The organism is Dyella sp. (assembly GCF_051954575.1).
In the GTDB taxonomy this organism is placed as follows: domain Bacteria; phylum Pseudomonadota; class Gammaproteobacteria; order Xanthomonadales; family Rhodanobacteraceae; genus Dyella_B.
The window spans coordinates 1-18,482 of sequence record NZ_JBQCHP010000012.1; the positions used below are offsets into that span (position 1 = coordinate 1).

At 57.6% G+C, this 18,482-nt stretch carries 18 protein-coding genes; 11 read left to right on the top strand and 7 right to left on the bottom strand.

Going from position 1 to position 18,482, the window contains the following annotated elements:
- Window positions 1-101 (top strand): IS3 family transposase (locus ACTHNE_RS01325; protein ID WP_324942441.1); only part of this gene is annotated, 101 nt, incomplete at its 5' end.
- 98 nt (window positions 102-199) lie between these two features.
- On the opposite strand, the gene ACTHNE_RS01330 is transcribed toward ACTHNE_RS01325, so the two are convergent.
- Window positions 200-763, bottom strand: a complete 564-nt coding sequence (locus ACTHNE_RS01330; protein WP_440268377.1) for a hypothetical protein — start codon at window positions 761-763, stop codon at window positions 200-202.
- A 444-nt stretch (window positions 764-1,207) separates the two neighbouring features.
- Between ACTHNE_RS01330 and ACTHNE_RS01335 the strand changes: the two genes are divergently transcribed.
- Both ACTHNE_RS01335 and ACTHNE_RS01340 read left to right on the top strand, forming a co-directional pair.
- Entirely contained in the window at window positions 1,208-1,429 is a 222-nt protein-coding gene (locus ACTHNE_RS01335) for a DUF3820 family protein (RefSeq protein WP_324943124.1), read from the top strand.
- Between the two features lie 155 nt (window positions 1,430-1,584).
- Complete coding sequence (locus ACTHNE_RS01340) at window positions 1,585-2,970, top strand: hypothetical protein (protein ID WP_440268378.1); 1,386 nt, start codon at window positions 1,585-1,587, stop codon at window positions 2,968-2,970.
- Window positions 2,971-2,980: 10 nt separating this feature from the next.
- Here the strand turns inward: ACTHNE_RS01340 and ACTHNE_RS01345 are convergent, their stop codons facing one another.
- Window positions 2,981-3,502 carry a hypothetical protein gene (locus tag ACTHNE_RS01345; RefSeq protein ID WP_324943174.1) on the bottom strand — a complete coding sequence of 174 codons (522 nt, stop codon included), beginning with the start codon at window positions 3,500-3,502 and terminating at the stop codon, window positions 2,981-2,983.
- Between ACTHNE_RS01345 and ACTHNE_RS01350 the strand changes: the two genes are divergently transcribed.
- The gene (locus ACTHNE_RS01350) at window positions 3,386-5,260 is read left to right on the top strand and encodes a beta-galactosidase (protein WP_440268379.1); all 1,875 of its coding nucleotides are present in this window, start codon (window positions 3,386-3,388) and stop codon (window positions 5,258-5,260) included. The two genes, ACTHNE_RS01345 and ACTHNE_RS01350, sit on opposite strands and share 117 nt — an antisense overlap.
- A 233-nt stretch (window positions 5,261-5,493) precedes the next feature.
- On the opposite strand, the gene thpR is transcribed toward ACTHNE_RS01350, so the two are convergent.
- Window positions 5,494-6,069 carry an RNA 2',3'-cyclic phosphodiesterase gene (thpR, locus tag ACTHNE_RS01355; RefSeq protein ID WP_440268380.1) on the bottom strand — a complete coding sequence of 192 codons (576 nt, stop codon included), beginning with the start codon at window positions 6,067-6,069 and terminating at the stop codon, window positions 5,494-5,496.
- Between the two features lie 145 nt (window positions 6,070-6,214).
- Here thpR and ACTHNE_RS01360 point away from each other — a divergent pair, with 145 nt between their 5' ends.
- On the top strand, window positions 6,215-7,069 hold the full coding sequence (locus ACTHNE_RS01360) for a hypothetical protein (protein WP_324943114.1): 855 nt from the start codon (window positions 6,215-6,217) through the stop codon (window positions 7,067-7,069).
- Window positions 7,070-7,284: 215 nt separating this feature from the next.
- On the opposite strand, the gene ACTHNE_RS01365 is transcribed toward ACTHNE_RS01360, so the two are convergent.
- A complete protein-coding gene (locus ACTHNE_RS01365; RefSeq protein WP_324943112.1) occupies window positions 7,285-7,509 on the bottom strand; it encodes an alpha/beta hydrolase in 225 nt (74 codons plus the stop codon).
- A 29-nt stretch (window positions 7,510-7,538) separates the two neighbouring features.
- Here ACTHNE_RS01365 and ACTHNE_RS01370 point away from each other — a divergent pair, with 29 nt between their 5' ends.
- From ACTHNE_RS01370 to ACTHNE_RS01380, 3 genes are read left to right on the top strand one after another with little or no spacing between them, the layout of a single operon-like run.
- Window positions 7,539-7,940, top strand: a complete 402-nt coding sequence (locus ACTHNE_RS01370; protein ID WP_324943108.1) for a PadR family transcriptional regulator — start codon at window positions 7,539-7,541, stop codon at window positions 7,938-7,940.
- Window positions 7,937-8,599 carry an HAAS signaling domain-containing protein gene (locus ACTHNE_RS01375; protein WP_324943105.1) on the top strand — a complete coding sequence of 221 codons (663 nt, stop codon included), beginning with the start codon at window positions 7,937-7,939 and terminating at the stop codon, window positions 8,597-8,599. Before ACTHNE_RS01370 ends, ACTHNE_RS01375 begins: the two co-directional genes overlap by 4 nt.
- A gap of 30 nt (window positions 8,600-8,629) precedes the next feature.
- Window positions 8,630-8,851, top strand: a complete 222-nt coding sequence (locus tag ACTHNE_RS01380; RefSeq protein WP_324943102.1) for a hypothetical protein — start codon at window positions 8,630-8,632, stop codon at window positions 8,849-8,851.
- Between the two features lie 76 nt (window positions 8,852-8,927).
- On the opposite strand, the gene ACTHNE_RS01385 is transcribed toward ACTHNE_RS01380, so the two are convergent.
- The 3 genes from ACTHNE_RS01385 to ACTHNE_RS01395 all read right to left on the bottom strand — a co-directional run bounded on the left by ACTHNE_RS01385 (window position 8,928) and on the right by ACTHNE_RS01395 (window position 15,707).
- On the bottom strand, window positions 8,928-10,493 hold the full coding sequence (locus ACTHNE_RS01385; protein ID WP_440268381.1) for a tyrosinase family protein: 1,566 nt from the start codon (window positions 10,491-10,493) through the stop codon (window positions 8,928-8,930).
- Window positions 10,490-12,052 carry an asparagine synthase-related protein gene (locus tag ACTHNE_RS01390; RefSeq protein WP_440268382.1) on the bottom strand — a complete coding sequence of 521 codons (1,563 nt, stop codon included), beginning with the start codon at window positions 12,050-12,052 and terminating at the stop codon, window positions 10,490-10,492. Before ACTHNE_RS01390 ends, ACTHNE_RS01385 begins: the two co-directional genes overlap by 4 nt.
- A gap of 478 nt (window positions 12,053-12,530) precedes the next feature.
- Window positions 12,531-15,707 carry a TonB-dependent receptor gene (locus ACTHNE_RS01395; RefSeq protein ID WP_440268383.1) on the bottom strand — a complete coding sequence of 1,059 codons (3,177 nt, stop codon included), beginning with the start codon at window positions 15,705-15,707 and terminating at the stop codon, window positions 12,531-12,533.
- 837 nt (window positions 15,708-16,544) lie between these two features.
- On the opposite strand from ACTHNE_RS01395, the gene ACTHNE_RS01400 reads away from it, so the two are divergent.
- The 3 genes from ACTHNE_RS01400 to ACTHNE_RS01410 all read left to right on the top strand — a co-directional run bounded on the left by ACTHNE_RS01400 (window position 16,545) and on the right by ACTHNE_RS01410 (window position 18,268).
- The gene (locus ACTHNE_RS01400; protein ID WP_440268384.1) at window positions 16,545-17,141 is read left to right on the top strand and encodes an AHH domain-containing protein; all 597 of its coding nucleotides are present in this window, start codon (window positions 16,545-16,547) and stop codon (window positions 17,139-17,141) included.
- Between the two features lie 15 nt (window positions 17,142-17,156).
- On the top strand, window positions 17,157-17,717 hold the full coding sequence (locus ACTHNE_RS01405) for an imm11 family protein (protein ID WP_440268385.1): 561 nt from the start codon (window positions 17,157-17,159) through the stop codon (window positions 17,715-17,717).
- Window positions 17,718-18,073: 356 nt separating this feature from the next.
- Entirely contained in the window at window positions 18,074-18,268 is a 195-nt protein-coding gene (locus tag ACTHNE_RS01410; RefSeq protein WP_440268386.1) for a hypothetical protein, read from the top strand.
- Window positions 18,269-18,482 lie beyond the last annotated feature (214 nt).

The window sequence follows — 18,482 nt, forward strand, 5'->3', positions numbered from 1 at the left end:
AAGACATTACTGACTACATCGTCAACTTCTACAACGCCAACCGCCTTCACTCCACCCTCGGCTACCGCTCACCCAACGACTTCGAGCGCTGCCACACCTAGATTCCCCTATCGACGTGTCCGAAAACACTTGACCAGTACAACTACACGTAGGGGAGGGGACGCATCCGGCAAGCTGAGATTCGACGCGAGAGGATTCGCTATCGATCTTTCACCCGCGTGTCATCGGCAATCCAATTCGTCTCCCACGTCTTTCCATCATCCGCAGAAAACGCCTGCTCGAAGTGGATGGCATCCGCGCTACGCGGCGTAATGACGAAGCGCACGGTGACGGGCTTGCCGTCGAACATTTCCTTGTCATAGAACACACCACGCCCATCCGCGAATCCGCCGACGCTCGGCACGCCAAGGGTGCCGCTGTGGCTGTTGGCCACGTACAGGCTCCACTGGTGTGTCGCCGGATCGAACAGTCGGAACGAAGCAAGCTTCAGGTGGCTGGATGCATTCTTCATATCCAGATCCACCAGATTCGCCTGGCCATTCCATACCTTGTGCACGATGGTGATGCCATCGTATTCCGCCCAGGTTTTCGAGCCCGTCAACGGCTGCTTGAGCATCGACACATGGGTTTTCCAGGTACCGAACTCGAAATCGAACTCATGCCCATCGTTACGCACTGCATCCGCCGATATCGCTTGAGTCCAACCTGCAAACATCACTACACCAAGCACACAACCTGTCCAACATTTATTGACCAGAGCCATACGCTTCTCCCGGCTTCGTGCGGAAACGCCCGCCGTAGAAACTAGGCTTATGAGTGGCTTGAAAAAATAGCCACTTTGGCTTGATGCATATAGCCACTTGTTCGGCTAGCTGCACGGCACCCCATCGTCATTCCGGCGAAGGCCGGAATCCATGCTGATCGCTGCGTAGACATTCATTGAATCGATACGTATCCCGCATGGATATAAATGGATTCCGACCTTCGCCCATTACTGCCCGGGGAAAACGTGAATCGCCAAAGGAAGTCCCGGCACGTTACTCGAACGGGCGATTTTTGCCCGCAAATTCACGCTACCGATTCGTCATTCCAGCGAAAGCTGGAATCCAGTGTCTTTCACACTCTACAAGTCGCTGGATGCCAGCTTTCGCTGGGATGACGGCTCGGCTTGGTATGCTTCACGAAAACTGTCCACCAGCTCAAACAAATGAAACCCGAAGACCTGCAGCGCCTGGTAACCCTTACCATGCCATTCGGCAAATACCAGGGCCGACTGATCGCCGACCTGCCGGGTGCGTATCTCGCCTGGTTCGCGCGCAAAGGTTTTCCACCGGGTGAGCTCGGCCACTTGCTGGCGTTGATGCTTGAACTCGACCACAACGGACTGCGCGCCCTGCTCGATCCGCTGCGCAAACGCGGCAAGGCCTGAACATTTACCCGCACAAGAACTCGCTACCGTAGCCCAAGCTCATCGCGGCTGCCAGACCCATTCGAACAATTGCGGCCCTCCTTCATCCCTTATAGCTTGCACCGCGATCGAACGAAGCGCCGGCCTCCCCACCGGCATTCCATAGCTGACCTGCCATGTCCCCACATGCTTTCCGTCATGCCGCGCATTTATTAAGCAGCAGTCTGTTTTTTGTTCTAGCGGCGATGTGCGGCAGCGCACGCGCCGATTATGGTCCGCTGCCCAGTTCCAATGATGTGTCCAACGATACGGACACCCGATCCGACCTCGCCAACCGGCACGTCGATATTCCACGCTGCCGGCGTAATGACAGCCTGCAACCGCAAGGCACCGTCAGCCCGCCGATCAGCACCTGCGAAACGCTGTCGCCCAATTGGGGCGGATGGCGCAGCGAGCTGGCGGACCATGGCTGGATGATCGGCGGCGGCATGTCGGTGGGCGGTTCCTATGATGTGCTCAACCATCACGAACACACGCAACTTTATATTGGCCAGGACCCAAGCTTCAGGACCAATCCGTTCGTCTATGCCACTTACGACCTCGGCCGCATCGGTTTCGCGGGCGCGTCGCAGTTGGTGTTCAACGCGGACTTCCAGGCGTTTTCTTACAGGGACGAAAATCCAACCGGGCTTTCACTCAACAGCCTTTACATCAACCAACGCTTCCATGATGGAAAAGTGCAGTTGCAATACGGCTTCGACGAAATCTCCAACCAGTTTTACGGCTTTTCCCTGGGCAGCAGCGCTACCGCATCCACCGCTGGTATCTCAAGCTCGATACCCTTCGAAGTCGGCTTGATCAACAACAAATCCGCGCCGGAAGCGAATCTGCGCGTGGTCTTTCCCAGCACGCATGTCTACGAACGTTTCGGCGTCACTCGTAGCATCGACCCCGATGGCGTAAAAGCCGATTGGAAGAGCAATAACTTCCTTGGATTGAAATGGCATATTCCCGGCGCCAAGCCGCTGTATGTCAACGAACTGGGTTACCTGATCGATCCGGCGCCCAAACAGCAGATGACATGGTTGCGCCAGGGCGTCATCTACAACGCAAGCCGATATGCCAAATTCAGGGGCGGCTATGCAGGCAGCAATTACGCCTATTACCTGGTCGGTGATTACCAATTGTTGCAAACCGATGCAACGCAGCCTTCCCGCGGCATCTACATCAACGCCAACCTCGACTACGCGCCACCGGATCGCAACGTCTACTCCGGCGACATCGGCATTACGCCTTATGTGCTTGGCCCGTTTGGACGGCCGTACGACGTATTGTCATTGAGCTATACGTTCAATCGCCTGAGCAAGTCCTTTGAACGCACGCAGCAGGCGCTGGGTATCTCGGCCGTGGACTACAGCTCCACCTACGCAGTCTCGTATGTCTACCGCTGGACACGGGGCTTCTATATGACCAACCAGCTGAGCTACACCGCCAACCCGATTCCCACTCCGCGGCGGCCGGCGGCATTGACCTGGATGAGCTCCCTGTCGCTCTACTACTGAACGGAACACACTACAGCCGACCGTTACGATTTTTCCCAATACCGAGCATGTATTTGCCCAGCGCGGAGCTCTTGGGTAAGCCTTCGTAGAAAATACGGAGCCGGCCCATCCAACCCGCGTTGCTGTCACGCGAAGCTCGAGCAGCCCGCAAAGCGGAAGGACGGTGTTGGCTCTTTTTTTTTCGCCAAGAAAATAAATCGAGTTCTTCTGTGGCATCACGGAACCCCAAGTGCTCATGAAATCCACAACCATCATGGCGGCGTTGGCAAGCCTTTGCCTCGCGTGTGGCGCAACGGCGAGCGCCGGGGCCGCGACAGGTCAACACGATTGGCCAGGCGCCGGCCAGCTGTTCGTAGGAACATGCTATCAACCGGTTGACCGCACGCCACAGCAGATCCATCAAGACATTGCCCGTATGAAAAAGGCCGGCTTTACCGTCGTGCGCATGGGTGATTTGTCTTGGGATTACTTTGAACCGGCTGAAGGTGTGTTCGATTTCAAGCCATTCGATGCCGTCATGGATGACATGCACGCCAACGGCATCAAGGTCATCCTGGACATCAGCGGATTGCCGGCACCGCAGTGGTTGCACCATAAATATCCGGGCGTAGATATAGTTACGCAGGATGGCGTGAGGCTCCACGCTGCCGAACGCTACATGGACGACATCAGCGATCCGGACTACAAGCGCCTGGTCACCCAATTTGCCGACGCCTTGACCAAACACTATGCGCATCATCCGGCATTGTTCGCGATCGGTTACGACAACGAAATCGGCAACGGCTTCATGTCGTATTCCGAAGCCGACCGTCTTCGTTTCATCGACTGGCTCAAGCGCAAGTACAAAAGCCTGGACGCCTTGAACAAAGCCTGGGCCACTCAAAGATGGTCGCGCCGTATCGATTCATGGGGCGAGGTGCAATTGCCTTATGCGAACGGCCCGGGCCCGGCGGAACGTTATCTGGACCTGCATCGGTACTGGTCGGATGTCACGGTGGATGCGCTGAAGAACCTTGAAGCGATTCGCGAAAAAAATACGCCCGACAAGCCCGCCATCTCCAATCTATGGGATAGCAGCCCGCGCAAAGGCTTCGATTACCTGTCCACGTATCGTCAATACGTCAACTACGGCGCCATGGGCTTTTATCCCGCCGACCCCATCAGCGGCAGCTTCGAGGCACTGATGATGAAGGGCGCGTTGTCCACACCGATCTGGTTCAACGAATTCACCGCGGGCGGCGGGGGCGACTACGGCAAGAAAGGGCGCTCGCGCATGTGGGCCTATATGGGCCTGATCGATGGCGCACAGGCTTTGCTGGCCTGGACTTTCAATTCCCACCTGGGCGGCGAGGAACAGGCATTGTTCGGCCTTATCGACCATGACGATACGCCGTCGTGGAAGCTGTCCGAGTTCGCCACCATCGCGGATGAATTCAAGAAACTGCAAAAACTGGGTTTTCCAAGGCAGCCCCATCCGGCCATCGCCATTGCCTATTCATTCGAGAGCCGGGTGGCGTCGAGCCCAAACGGCCCTTCCAATACGGTGCGCCAGTACATAACAACCCCATACATGGATCAGGAGCATGGCGCTTTCGAGCCGCTGTTCAATGACAACCTCGATGTTGCCGTCATCAATATCGGTCACGAGGACCTGAGCCGATACAAAATGGTCATCGCGCCCGGCGATTACGTCATGGACGCCGACAGCGCCAATGCCATTCGCAAATACGTGGGCAACGGCGGCGTCTTCATCATGAGCGCCTTTTCCGCGAAGGTGGACGAGCACAGCCAGTTCTTCAATACGCCGCTGCCAGGGCGGCTCAGCGACGTATTCGGGCTGAAGACCAACGCTTTTTACAATGCTCCGCAACCGTTGCTGATCAAGTTCGGCAGCGAAGAGGTCAAAGTCGCCAATCCTTTCTATGAGGTGCTGGAACCATCGACCGCAAAAATCCTGGCGCGGATTGCAAACGTCGACGACACACCTCCGGCGATCACGGTCAACACCTTTGGCAAAGGTCGGGCGATCTATGTCGCCATGCCGGCGCAGGCACCGATCATGCGCGCCCTTTACCGCAGCCTTTACGCCAGCGTGGACATCACTCCCGGCCCGGCAACACCCGACGGCGTATATGCCAGGGTCGTCGATGGACGCACGCTGTACGTCAACACGACCACGCAATCCAGGGACGTTACGCTGGCCGGGCCGATGACCGGTCTGTTGTCGGGGAAGCAGTGGTCCGGCGTGCTGCACCTGGCGCCTTACGGCGTGGACTTGTTGCAAAAATAGTCGAGGACGCGCACGGGGCAGAATGGAGGCAAGCCTTGCCGAATGGCGCCAATCAAATCAAGCGGATATTTGGCCCCTTGCCACGATTTGCTCCCTCCCCTGCAGGCAGGGGAGGGTTGGGGTGGGGTTGCCCGGGCTTGCGGCATCGCTGAAATGTATCGCGAGGCTGCTTCACCCCACCCTACCTACTCCCGACATCAACCCCATGCACTTAGGTAAGTGTCGTTGGGGCCTCACTCCATTTTTTTATCAGCCACCCGTATATGCCTGGTCTTGCCCAACAGGCTATGGATCAACACCACTTCATGCGCCGGCCATATCACCGGCTCGATAGGCTGGAATGGCACCGCCGGTTTGTTGTACGCCAAGGTCATGTGCGGTGTGAATGAGCCTTTGGTGTGCTGATTCAAGGCAGCTGCATTCAAGTGCTGCGCAAGTTGCCGGTGAAGCGCACGCAAAGCATCATTGCCGTGGTTGGCAGCAAGCACAAAATCGCCGTAGCCGCCGCGGTTGTTGAAGCTGCCGATCTGGTCGAACTGGATGGTGAAAGGCTCCGCTTCGAGACGGGAAAGCGCTTCGGCAGCTTGCGCGGCCAGGCCGGGAGGGAGCCCCGTGTAATCGCCCAGATGAAAAAGCGTGAGATGCAGACGGCTGGCTTCCACCGGCTGCCCTTCCATACGCCGTGCGGCGAGGTGCTTTGCGGCAAAGGTTTCAAAACGGGCGGCGTACGCAACATCAGGGAAGACGGCCAGGTACAGGCGATCGGTGGGAATGGCGAGATCGAAGCCTGGCAGGGATCCCTGGGACATGGGCGGCGTTTCCGGTTACTGGATGAGCTTGGGCTGCGGACATCACCAACCCATCGGCAGGCATTTTGCCGAGCCGGTTTCGATAAGTGAACCCGATTCCGTTTTTATCCCTTGACCGAACGCCGGTCATTTCCGGCCTGCGAACGTGCCGGCCAACTATGTGATCACGCCGGCCGGCTACTTCCATCCAAGCTGTGTTGTGCATCTGGCCAAGGGAGATGTTCTGCACAAGGACGAAAAGACCATCCAGCATGCGAACGCACGCGTCGATAGCATTCCCGTATGCCACTACGCGCATTTCAAGCGCAACGGCGAACGCGTGGTGGGCGATGAGCGGGGTGTTCGCGGCGTCAGGCCACCGACGATCGGTCACGCCTGGATCGAATACTTAAGCACCACCACCAGTTCTTCCTACGGTGAGCTGGGCGCGGATTGGAACGTGCCTTCGGCGCCAAGCGCAAGCGATGGCCAAACGAACTATCTCTTCCCCGGCCTGGAAGACTACGCCGATGTCGTGACCATCCTTCAACCGGTGCTGGGCTGGAATTCCGACTATGCCAACGCCTGGGGCATCGCCAGCTGGAATTGCTGCGTAAGCGGGACAGTGTTCGAAGCCACGCCGACGCGCGTGAACGTGGGCGACAAGATCGCCGGCTATATGTGGGACAACTGCGCGGCAGGTGCCCTCTCCTGCTCGTCGTGGGACGTACTCACCGAAGACCTGACCACCGGCAACTATTCCGAGCTGGTAGGTACGTCGAGCCAGGGACAGACGTTCAACTGGGCCTTCGCCGGCGCGCTGGAGGTCTACAACGTTTCGCGGTGCAGCGATTATCCAGCTGGCGGTTCGCTGGCGTTCTATGACCTGGAACTCTACGACGACAACTTCTCGCTGTATTCCAACCCGGGCTGGAGCTTTACCAATGCGTCCTCGGGCTTGACGCCGCAATGCGGTTACGGCGCAACGCTGTCGCCGGCGACGGTGACGCTCTTTTACTGATCGTTATCAGACGCTTCACCGCACACGTATCGCGGGAATTCTGCCCCCTCCCCTACGTGTAGTAGGGGAGGGTCGGGGTGGGGTGAAGCATCCTCGCGGCGAGCCTTTGTCAGGACAGGAAGCGAGCTCCGCTCGCATCACCCCACCCTACCCCTCCCCTGCAAGCAGAGGAGGGAACTTATTTCGCGCAGCTAAGACTCGACGATCACTCAAGCCTATTTCCCAGCCAACGCCCCCTGCGCAGTCGCTTCAATCAGCTTGGCCACTTCCTGCGGATGCGACTCATAAATGGAGTGGCTGCCATGCTTGATGTCGATCGTGGTGCTATGCGCACGGGTCGCATACATCCGTTCCAGGTCGGAGTTGATGATGCGATCGGCATCGGCCACCGCGTACCAGCTCGGCTTGTGCTTCCAGGGGCAAAATTTCCTCTTGCGCATGTCATATATTTTATAATATCTTGCATTGCATGGCATCCAAGAAAGCTGCTAGCCCACCAAAAAAGCGCTCCGATTCGGAAGCACTTCAAGGATCGCGCGAAAGACTCCGCACGCAGATGTTCAAGGGCGTTGCAGAGCTCGCACTGCTGAGCGTCGTGCAGCAAACCTCGGAATACGGATTGAGAATTCTCGAGGTGCTTAGGGACGAGGCGGGACTGGAGATCGCGGAAGGCACCCTTTATCCGCTTCTTTATCGACTGGAGAAGCGAGGCTCCATCCAAAGCGAATGGCACGTTCTCGAAGATGCGTCGCATCCTCGCAAATACTACGCAATCACCTCTCAGGGGAAAGCCGAGCTGAAAGCCCACCTCGACGATTGGCAGGCCATGACGGTTGCTTTCAATCGATTTCTCAACAGGGGGAAGAAATGAGCCTTCATCGCAAAGACGATCCGGTCACCACATGGCTCAAGAACCTGCAACGGGCGCTTGCACCGTTACCCGGCGACGACTCGCGGGAGATACTGGCAGAGGCCAGGGAACATATTGCCGAACGCGTGGCCTCGGGCCTTCCGCCCTTGAAAGTTCTATCGGCCTTCGGAAACGCCGAGACCTATGCCCAAGGCTTTGTCGACGAGTACCTTCTTAACCGAGCGCGCTCGAGTAGACGGACACTCCCGATGCTTCGCATGGTTGTCCGATTTGCGGGGCGCAGCGTCGTCGCGGGGCTTGGTTTGGTTTGCGCGGTGATATCAGGATTTTTTGGACTGTGGAGTGTCGGCTGTATCGCCGTAAAAATCGTCCGGCCCGATCTGGTAGGGCTGTGGCTGGATCTCCCCTTGTCGGCGCAGCACAGGTACGAACATTCGCAGCGAGACTTCATCCCGCTTAGCTTTGGACACGATCACATCGTGTTCGGTTTTCAAAACCCGCCTCCATCATTTCCGGAATATCTCGGCGCGTGGATCTATCCATGTATGGTCGGGATTGCGCTGGTCAGCTATATCGCACTACGCATGAGCCTGCTTCTTTCTGTGAAACGGATTCGGCTATCGAACAAGGTTCAACCCCAACGTGAAAACCTCGCCTGAGGTTTAAAAGAGACCATAGGGGAGATCCACATGACTCCTGACAGCCCTATAGATCCTGGCCGCCGAGCGCCCAATATCGACGTGTTGCGCGGCTGGGCGTTGCTCTGCGTGGGGATGCCAAGCTCGATGGCGAGCGGGCCGCCCGTCTGGATCCGAACCGACAACGGGCACGGCATGCAACAATCGTTAGGCGCCGAGGCCGTAGAGTTCGCCGATATCTATGCTTTCTTTGATGCGCAATTGCCAAGCTGAAGCATGGCTCAGGTGATTATTTAAACCGTCCGTGGATAAGGGCCGGCCCAGTCCGGCCCCTTATCACCAGACCCAGCTATTGCCGAAGTTCGATCGCACCAATGGTCACGCGCGCATCGGGCCGCAGCGTGGCCTGCGACGCCGTGAGCGCTTCGCTTGATGCAATCTGGTTGTTGCTTACAGGCACCAGTCCCGAGCTCGCCTGGAAGACGATCGTCAGCGCTTTTGTGCCTGGAAACCCGAGCTGCTGCAGTTGCCTGGTTACGTTGTATTCGAAGGTGCGCGCCATCGGCTTGGCATGGTCCAAGTGACCCATCTTGTCCATATGGTCGAAGACGCCGAACCAGTTGATGGTGGCAACGAAAATGCGCGACGACGGGTCGTCCTTTTTTGCGATATATACGTCAATCAACGCGCCTGGCGTTACCAGCGCGCTTACATCGCGGAGCACGAGTTCCGTATTCTGGAGCTGCGCCGCCGCGGGCATCGTCGCATCCATGGACGTAACGGCCGGGCCCAACCGCAGCGGCATGTGCGAAAACAAAATATTCGGAAACGTTTGTCCGGTACTGGATGGCGACTGGATCTGCATGGCTACCATGGTGGTTGCCGGTGCGCGCGTGCACGCGCTGCTGTTGTCGTAAACATAGCCCAGCGTGGTTGTGTCAAGAAAATCCTTGACGGTGCGAGTCACCTCGGTACCGGTTTCGTCCACGAACGAGAAACTTTGGTTTTCCCACGTACCGGGCAGCTCGTTGGGGTGCGCATGCTGCCAGCAGGACCACATGCGATCGATATTGGCGTGGTGGAAATAGAAGATCGGATCATTGGCTGCCACGCCCACCAATCCCATCAGCGGCACTGGGCAGTAACGCACCATGGCGCAGTGCACGTTGCCATGCACACCCTTTTCAATGTCTTTTTCGAACTGGAGAAAGGTAGTGTCCGTGGTCAGCGGGCCGTCGATATTGGTGATGTTGGGATTCAATGCGAGCGTGCCCTGATTCACCGGTGGATATCGGCGCCAATCGTAGAGCGGGGAGGTGGTATCCCGGAACTCCGCGGGAAGCGCGGTTTGGGCAGGATTGGTGTAATCCCAGTACGGCAGCGTCAGCGTCGGGTCATTCGCTGCCCAGCGCAGCACGCGCTCGAAAAAGTAAAGATACATGCGGTGCCAGGCGAAAAAATTCAGTTCAGTCGTTGTCGGCGAATGCTGGCATGTTGCCCACAGCGCCTTGCCGATGGCATCTGGTGGAGTCTGGTCGACGATGCCTGGTTGGGTCGAGGTTCCATTCAGATACGGGAGGTACTGCGACAGGCCATCATTGATCAATTGCTGGTTTCGTTGGGCGACGGTCCCGAACAGGCTGGTCGATCCAAGATAGCCATGGATATTCCCCCAATATTTCCAACTGCGGCGGAAGTCGGCCGTATCTGGCGGGCTGTTGTCGAGCGATCTCATCTTGGCTATCGCCTTCTTCAAGCTGGCCAAACGCAATGCCCCAGCCGGCCCGCTGACGAAAGCCTGCCAACTCATGCGCACATGCGGCGTGGTGGTCTGCGCAACAGCGGTATGGAAACTCAGGCTCGCGACAATCAGGCAAAGCATCGTTACAAGCAACGAAGCGCGTTGATGTTTCATGTCTCCTCCTTCGTCCGCAGGGCTATGCAGGACGAAATCCGGCAGTGTGGGCTTGACTCAGCTTTGGCGTGGGCAGCGGCCTTGGCGCCGAGCATGCGGTCGAGCAACCAAGGAAGGGTGACGGCAAGCAAGTAGAACTTCGAAGCGAAGTACTTGTTGTCCAGAAATTTGCGGTTTGCATCGAGCCAGGCCCGCGCACCCGGCATCACCTCGCGCGCCTGCTCGGCAAAAGTGCGAACCTGCTCGAAGCGCCGGCGAGCCAGCCCACGCAGGTCGAAACGGAAACTGCCCTTGGAATGCACGTAGGGAAGATCCCTGAAGTGGCCTGCGATGTATTTGCGCATCAGCACCTTGTTCACGCCGCCGGGGCCAATCAGGTAATCGTCGGGAACCTGATGGAATACCCAGTCGCGCAACGGTTCGTCGCAATAGGGATAGGCGAGCCGAAGCGACACGGCCCTTGCCATATACATGCCTTTGGCGAGCATGCCCGATTCCAGGATGGTGCATGAAATGCGACGCATCGCTTCCTTCGATTGCGCCGCATCGATGTCAGAGCGGAACGTGTCCAGACGCTGCCGTGAGCCGGCCGAAATACTGCAGCCAAGCAAGGCATCCACTTCCGCATCGCTGAAACGCGAGCCGGGCAGGAAACGCTCGAACTCATGCATCTGCAGGGTCGACAGCACAAAGCAAAGCTTGAAGCTGCGGTTCACCAGGCGCGATGTGAACAGTGCCTGGGGCAAACGGATGCCCCGCGCCAACAGCGCAAGTAAACGATCCGTATTATGTACAGGACAGCCGAAATACTGGTCCGCGCCAAGGCCATCGATGATGCCGTCACCGCCCCGCGCGCGAACTTCCGTCACCAGATCGGCGTAGGAAAGCGCCGCAAAATCGGCGGTGAGCAAAGGCATGCGCGGGAGCATGGTAAGGTAGCGATCGTAGGCGCGCTCCGGATTGCATATCAGCGTTTCGTGGCGCAAGCCGAGTTTTTTGGTGACGAGTATCGCCGACGCCACTTCATTTTCCTCGTTGCCGCCCAGATACGTGAAACAGGTCGTGTCGGGGCGCGTCTCCGACAGTGCGATGGCAAGCACGGTGGAATCCTTGCCGCCGCTTTGAAACAGCCATGGCGCGTGCATGTGTGCGGTGGTGCGTGCGATCGAATGGCACAGCAGGCGATGATAGGTCTTGAGCAGCGTGTTCTCGTCAACTATCCCGGACGGCGGGCGCGATTGTGCAAAAGCTGACTGAAACCGGTAGTGGTACTGCGGCGCGGCATGCATGTTCTGCGCCGGGTCGAAACCGGTGCTCGCAAGCTTCACATTTTGATAAATGGAATGTGGCGGATAAACGAATGAATTTCGCAACAGGTCGGCCAGCGATACCAGATCCAACGGAAGATCAAGGTCTTGCAGCCTGTCTAGCGGTGAAAAATCGATTTCGCTTATATAAGGCGAGGTATCGATCTGGATATTCAGTCGATCAGGAGTTCCCGAGCGTAAAGCGAAGCTCGTTGCTTGAATGGAGCTCTCGTCTAACTGGAAATCTTTCATGGCTCGATAGCCACTGTGCGCACGGCTTGCCCGATGGTGTGCGCCCATCGAAAACGCTGCATCACCGTTACGGGCATTACGGTTTTCGTTGTGATTATCGGCGGGACGGAACCACCCACGTTCTCCGCACCACCCATTGTCATTCGATAGGACATAAACAGCCCAGCCTGCTCGTTTCGCAGGTGCGTCATAGCCATAAAACCGCTCCCTGCGATGCAGGCATCACAGTTAGCGCATATCCCCTGATATGTAGTACGGGGGCGGTAATGTGATCTTAATCACACTTCTGTCGAATTTCGGTGTAAGCGATTTCGCTCGCGCAGCCAATTTTCGTTACCCAGGCGCCCTTATGCCGAGTTCGCCAATATTTATGCTTTCCCGGATACGCAATGACCGCAGTGAGCGGTGTTCAAAAGCAAAACGGACAGAATGCATTTCTCGTTAAGAGAAAGCACCCTGCCCGTTTATCCAAATCCCCTCAGAAGTTCGCCCGCACTCCCACCATATAACGCCGGTCGAACATCGTTGTGTCGGCCACCTGGCCCGGCCACACCAGGTAGTAGCGTTCATGTTCGTCGGTGAGGTTCGATGCCTGCACGAACAACTGCAGCTGGGGCGTCAGCTTGTAGCTCACCGACGCATCAACGTAGGTAGTCGGGGCCTGGTATACCTCCATGCCGGCAATGCCGCCGAAGTTCTCCGATACGGCGCGCTTGGATCGGTAATTGGCAGCCACACGTGCTTCGAAGCGATTGTCCTGGTACCACAGGGCAAAGTTGGCCTGCTCCTTGGAGTTGTCCTGGAACGGGATTTCGTTGCCGGCCAGATCCCTGCCGGTATTGCTCGGCGAGAACGTAAAGTTGGCGTCCACGCCAAAATTGCCCCACAAACCCGGCAGAAAGCGGAAATCCTGCTTGGCGGCAAGCTCCAGGCCGCGCAGCGAATTGCCGCTGCCTTGCAGCGGTCCGGTGATCGCCACGCAGCGGCCACGTACCACGCCGTCTTCATCCGGAAGGGCGCAGTTCTGCACGCTGCCGTTCTTTATGAAGCTCTGCACGTTGATGTAGAAGGCGGCCACACTCAGCAGCGTGGATCGGCCCATGTAGTACTCAAGGGAAAGATCGTAGTTGGACGAGCGCCACGGATCGAGGTTGGGGTTGCCGGTGGTGTTGCCGCCGAGCACGCGGAACAGCGTAGACCCCGGTTTGGACGTGTCGATCGCATAGTTGAGCGTGAGCCCGCCGCCCCATTGATCGAGGTTGAGCGGCATCATGTTCTTCGAATACGCAAAGCGCAACCGCAGCGAAGGCGTAAAATCGAAGGCGACGTTCAATGCCGGCAGGTAATCGGTATACGCGCGATGGGTGCTTACGGTGCCGTTGTCATGCGCCAGCAGGCCATAGGGTTCGCTGTTGCCGACAACGTGCTGGGTAACGGCCAGATTGGTATGCACCACGCGCACACCGAGGTTGCCGCTGATCGTCACCGCGCCATCGAAATTGAAATCGCCCTGCAGGTAGGCCGTGCGCTCTTTCAGCATCACATCCCACGTGCCACCCGGATCGACGTTGCGCATTTCGCCCGGATAAAGCGCATTCTGGAATGCCAGCACGTTGTCCATGGTGGCGGGGTCAAGGTTGTAGATCGACACGCCATTGACACCGGCCAGATTGCTGTACCGGTGAATATTGCCGCTGATGAGCGATGGAAGCTGGCTCGGGTTCTGTGCGGAAAGCACGCCGGCGCGGAAATAGCCGTCCGCATTGCCGGCCGTGCAGGCACCCGCGACGCCGCCGCCGTTAAGCACCACGTCCGCCGCCTTCCAGCGCACCAGGCATCCCGACGGGTCGCTGGCGCCGTTGCCCGCATACACGGGCGCGACCATATTGAAGTTGACGTTCGATGCGGTGCGGATACTGTTGCGTACACCAAAATCCAGCTTGAAACCGGAATCGTCGAAGTTGTAATGGCCGTCGGCACGAAAAATCGTCATGCCGCTGGCGCGCTCGTGATTGCCCTCGCTGGAGATGGTCTTCAAGGCATAGTTGTTGGCATTGGACAGGAAATTGCTCAGTTGGGACGGCAGCGACACGGCCATATTGTCGCCGCGCATGTCGACGATCACCGGCACGGTATTCGGCGCAAAGCCCGCCGGATTGAATACTCGATTGCCACCCGGATAAATGTACGTACCCGGCGGCGCGGCGGTCACCGGGTCGTTCGGCCACTGCGTGCCGTCCGCGTCGGCGAACTGCACATAGCTTTGCATCAGCAATTCGTGCGCATGGGCCGACAAGCCGCGCACGCTGCCGGTGAAGTTGCCGCCGTTGTCGTAATCCAGCTGCAAGTTGAAATTGCGCGACACCGTGCGGGTGACGTCGTCCTCCGCATAGGTTTCCAGGTCGCCCAGCCATTTCTGGTAGACCTGCGTGGTGTAGACCTCCTGGTTCCAGCCCTGGTTGTCGTTATAGGGGCCGCCGATGCGCTTGCCGGTGTCGGTGGCGACCAGCGGCACGAAGGTGGCGCCCAGCCACGAGGCCGAGTTGAGCTGATAACCGTTGGCGCGCACGTATTGATTCTGGTGGGTGTAGAACACATCGCCGGTCAGGGTGAAGCCGGCGCCCAGATCTGCCTGTGCCGATGCGTTGAGGCCAAGGCGCTGGCGTTCGATCTGGCGCTTGGACACGACAAAATCCTCGCTGCCATAGAACGCATCGTTGGCGTTGCCGTTGCCGTTCACATCCACGTTGCCGCCGCCGAGCTGGCGGATTTGCGACGGGATGGGCGCCGAACCGAAGGCGCCCAGGAATCCATCGTTGGCCGTCGCGCTCTTGGCGTTTTCGCCGAAGAACTTGCCACCGTACGAATCCATGCCGGTGATGGAGTCGTTGAGCGTGGTGTCGGAATACGCCGCCGAAACAAGCACGCCCCACTTGCCGCCCGCATTGAAGCTGGCCAGTCCGTTCACTTCCGGGCCGGCCTTTTTTGACGTGCCGCCGTATTCACCGTCGGCCGATCCGGCCAGTGTCCAGCCGTTCTTCAAATCCCAGGGGCGGCGAGTGCGAAGGTTGATGGAACCGGTAATGCCGTTGTTCAACAGGCTGGCCGTGGGCGTTTTGATCACGTCGGCGCCCGCGAACAACTGCGAGGGAATATCCGTGAAGTTGGGCTGCGCCGAAACAATCTGCCCGGAGGTCAGAAACGTTTCCCCGTTCAACGTGGTGCCGACCTGCGGTAAGCCGCGCACATTGACCGTGCTGCCCTCGCCGCCGGAGCGGTCGATCTGCACGCCGGTAATGCGTTGCAGGGAATCGGCAATCGTCACATCCGGCAGCTTGCCGATATCCACCGCCGAAATGCTGTCCTGGATCGATGCCGCCTCGCGCTTGAGCTCCACCGCGCGCTCTTCCGATGCGCGAATGCCGCTGACGTTGATCGTGGCAAGCTGTTTGGCGTTGGCAGGCTTGGTGGCGCCATCCGGCTTCGACGTGTCGGATGTCCTGGACGGTACGGTTTGCTGGGCACTGTTGTCCGTGACGCTTTGCGATGCATCGGCAGGCGACGCCCATACGGCCGCACAACCCAGCGACAAGGCGGCGCTCACCGCGACGAACAAAGGCTTCGCACGGAAAGAAATGTTCTTCAAACGCAACATGTACATCCCTCCTTGGCCGCAGTCATAGCTGCGGCTTGCGTGTGGTAACGATATCGAGCGAGATGACAGCCACCCGCGCTTCCATGCACGGACGCCGCCTATTCCCCCTGGATACCGCCCCGCCTCTGCAGGAGCGGTTGGAGCAACTAGCGATCAGGCGTGGATGACGAAACGGTTTCGTCTCGAATGCGCATTGGCGCGGCAGTGGCGTGATTCGGCGCGTTGTCTTCGTCTTCGATGGGGATGGCGCGCAATACGTCCGGGGCAGGACGCACGTACCTGCCGCTGCGGTCAAGACCACAGCACGTGCAGGCAAAAAGTTCCTGTTATGACAGCGCTGTCAACAGCAGGCCAAAAAATTCCAGACAAGCAATCAATGCAACGAACCGCCATCAAACGATTCTCCCGAATCCTTCCGACCAGGATGGTCCAGCTCAAGACCTAGAACGATCATCGCTCCGACTCGTCACATGTGCTTCACATCGTTGAAAGCACGAGGAAAACGGCGAGGTAACCGTCGCAATGATTTTCATTTGTCGGACAATAAGGCAAGTTGCGCTGCACAAGAAAATGCGGAGAGGTTCGATGTGAAGGGAGACTTCACATCGTCTATCGCGGCAGATCGCGCCTTTGCTCGATGGATATGACAGCGCTGTCGGGGTGAACAGGAAAATGGTACGGGAACGTCGCTGGGGATAACGCATGCAGGTAGGCGAATCGAGGGAGCAGCACAAGAAAGGTTAGGCGCACAGCAATGAAGCGCGAACCAAGCCGCTGGAGACCTTGACGACGTATGGCACACTGGACCGGACGACACCCCGGCAACAAGGACGAAGCATGTCAGCACAGCCAAAGATCGCGACAGCGGCATCCGTACCAGCCCCCTCCCCATCCACTGCCATTCTGGATTTGACTATTGCTGGTAATCGCATCTCGGCCAATGCCAGTGACGTTAATCCCTATGGCGTTCGCAATGAACTCCTTCTCAAGCAAGAGAAAGCGAGAGTCCGATACAAAAATGGCGTGACCCTGCCCACCGCAGCAGAGGTGTTGCTGGCAAATGCCAACCGCAAGGATTACAACCATCGCCGCACGCTATCCAGAAATATTGTTGCGGCAACGTCACAATCTCGACCGACGAACACCTGCGCGCATCACATCGTGGCACTGGGCGATCCCGAGGCAAGAGAATCGCGCAATCTGCTTTATACCTGGGGCATTGGCATCAACGATGCCGACAACGGCGTTTTTCTGCCCAGTAAGGGTCCTGGGTTACCTGGCTATCCAAACGCCACTCACCACACGCCTCATCACAAGCAGCTCTATCACCTGGAGGTGTATGCGCAACTAAGCCGCAGAGATGGGTCCGAAGATGGGCGCAGAGGACTACGTTCCCTCAAGTCGCAACTGCTTTCTGGCGAACTGCCGCTTTAATTCGGAGATAGATGAATGACGGTTTGGGAATTGCGATACACCTCGGTCAACGACTACGCCATGGTCGTCTCCTTGGATGACCATGACTCGTTGGCGGGTCGGTTCCGCATTGATGGCACGCCAAAGAATTGGATGGACCGCCCCTTGGTGGGATTTGCGGACAGCACACGTCGAAAAAACAAGCGGCCGCCTGCTGATGTCAGCGCGATGGTCCCCGGGGCCCTGATTCTCAGCGAACGCGCCAAAGATGCCATTGGTCCATTCTTGGCCCGGTTCGGGCAGTTACTGGAACTCGATTGCGATGGAACCGGCGAAATCCGCTACTTCTACAATGTGACGAATGTCGTGCCGTGCGTGGACGTCGAGCGTTCTCAGAAAACCCAACTCGGCGATGTCAAGATGGAATCCTTCGATGACTCTCTCGTGCCCAAGGAAGCGGCCATTTTCAAAGATCCTTCGACGCTAAAGGTACGGATTTATATCAACGATGCGGGGAAGATGATTGTTGATCCGGTGATTGCTTCGGCGAAGTTAACTGGCATCGAGTGCGGCTTGCTTGCGCCTCTTAGGGGTTAATGCCGCACATTGAATATGTGCATCGCAATATCAAAAACGGCGTCAGGCTCACTTTCCGCCTGGGACTCTCCCCATAAATGAACCTGCCCCCTTTCTCCGGGACTATCCATGGGGAGACCTACCTACCAGGGCACGGCGCTTCGCCTGGATGTTGTAGAAGCTTCGCCGCTTGATCTTGGTGACAGGCCGCCAATATTCGGGGCTGTGCTGCTTGGATATGGCGTTTATACCAGACTGATAAATGCCAAGCAGATAAGAATCATGCACCCGGTAAACGATAAAGTGAAATCCTATTACGAACAATATAATTATAAGTATGTCTCCGCGGGAGACTACCTTTTTAGGGAGATATCGTGATGACCAAGCATGTTTCCGATATCAACAAAGCCCGTCAGAAAAAGCGCGACAAAGCCGGATGGACAGCAAAGGAGATCAAGGAAAAAGCCAGGAAAGAATTGGAGCAGTTCAAGAAGGTATCAAAGGATGAGCCCGACCATCTCGTGTCTGGCGACATGGGCAAAATAACTCGCGGAGAAGACGACGGTGACTGAATCCAATCGACCCTGACGGACGAAGAAAAGCAGAGGAAGCCTATGCCGGGTGAAACGTCGCCCGAAGATGCAGCTGTAAAGGCGCGTGAATTCGCAGCGCAAGAAAAGGCCAGGCTGCAGAAAAGATAGCTGGTGTACGAACAGAGGCAGCTAGGCGATGCCGCCGCACATCAAATTAACTGCCTCTGGATCGGCTCCGCTTTCGCCACTCGTA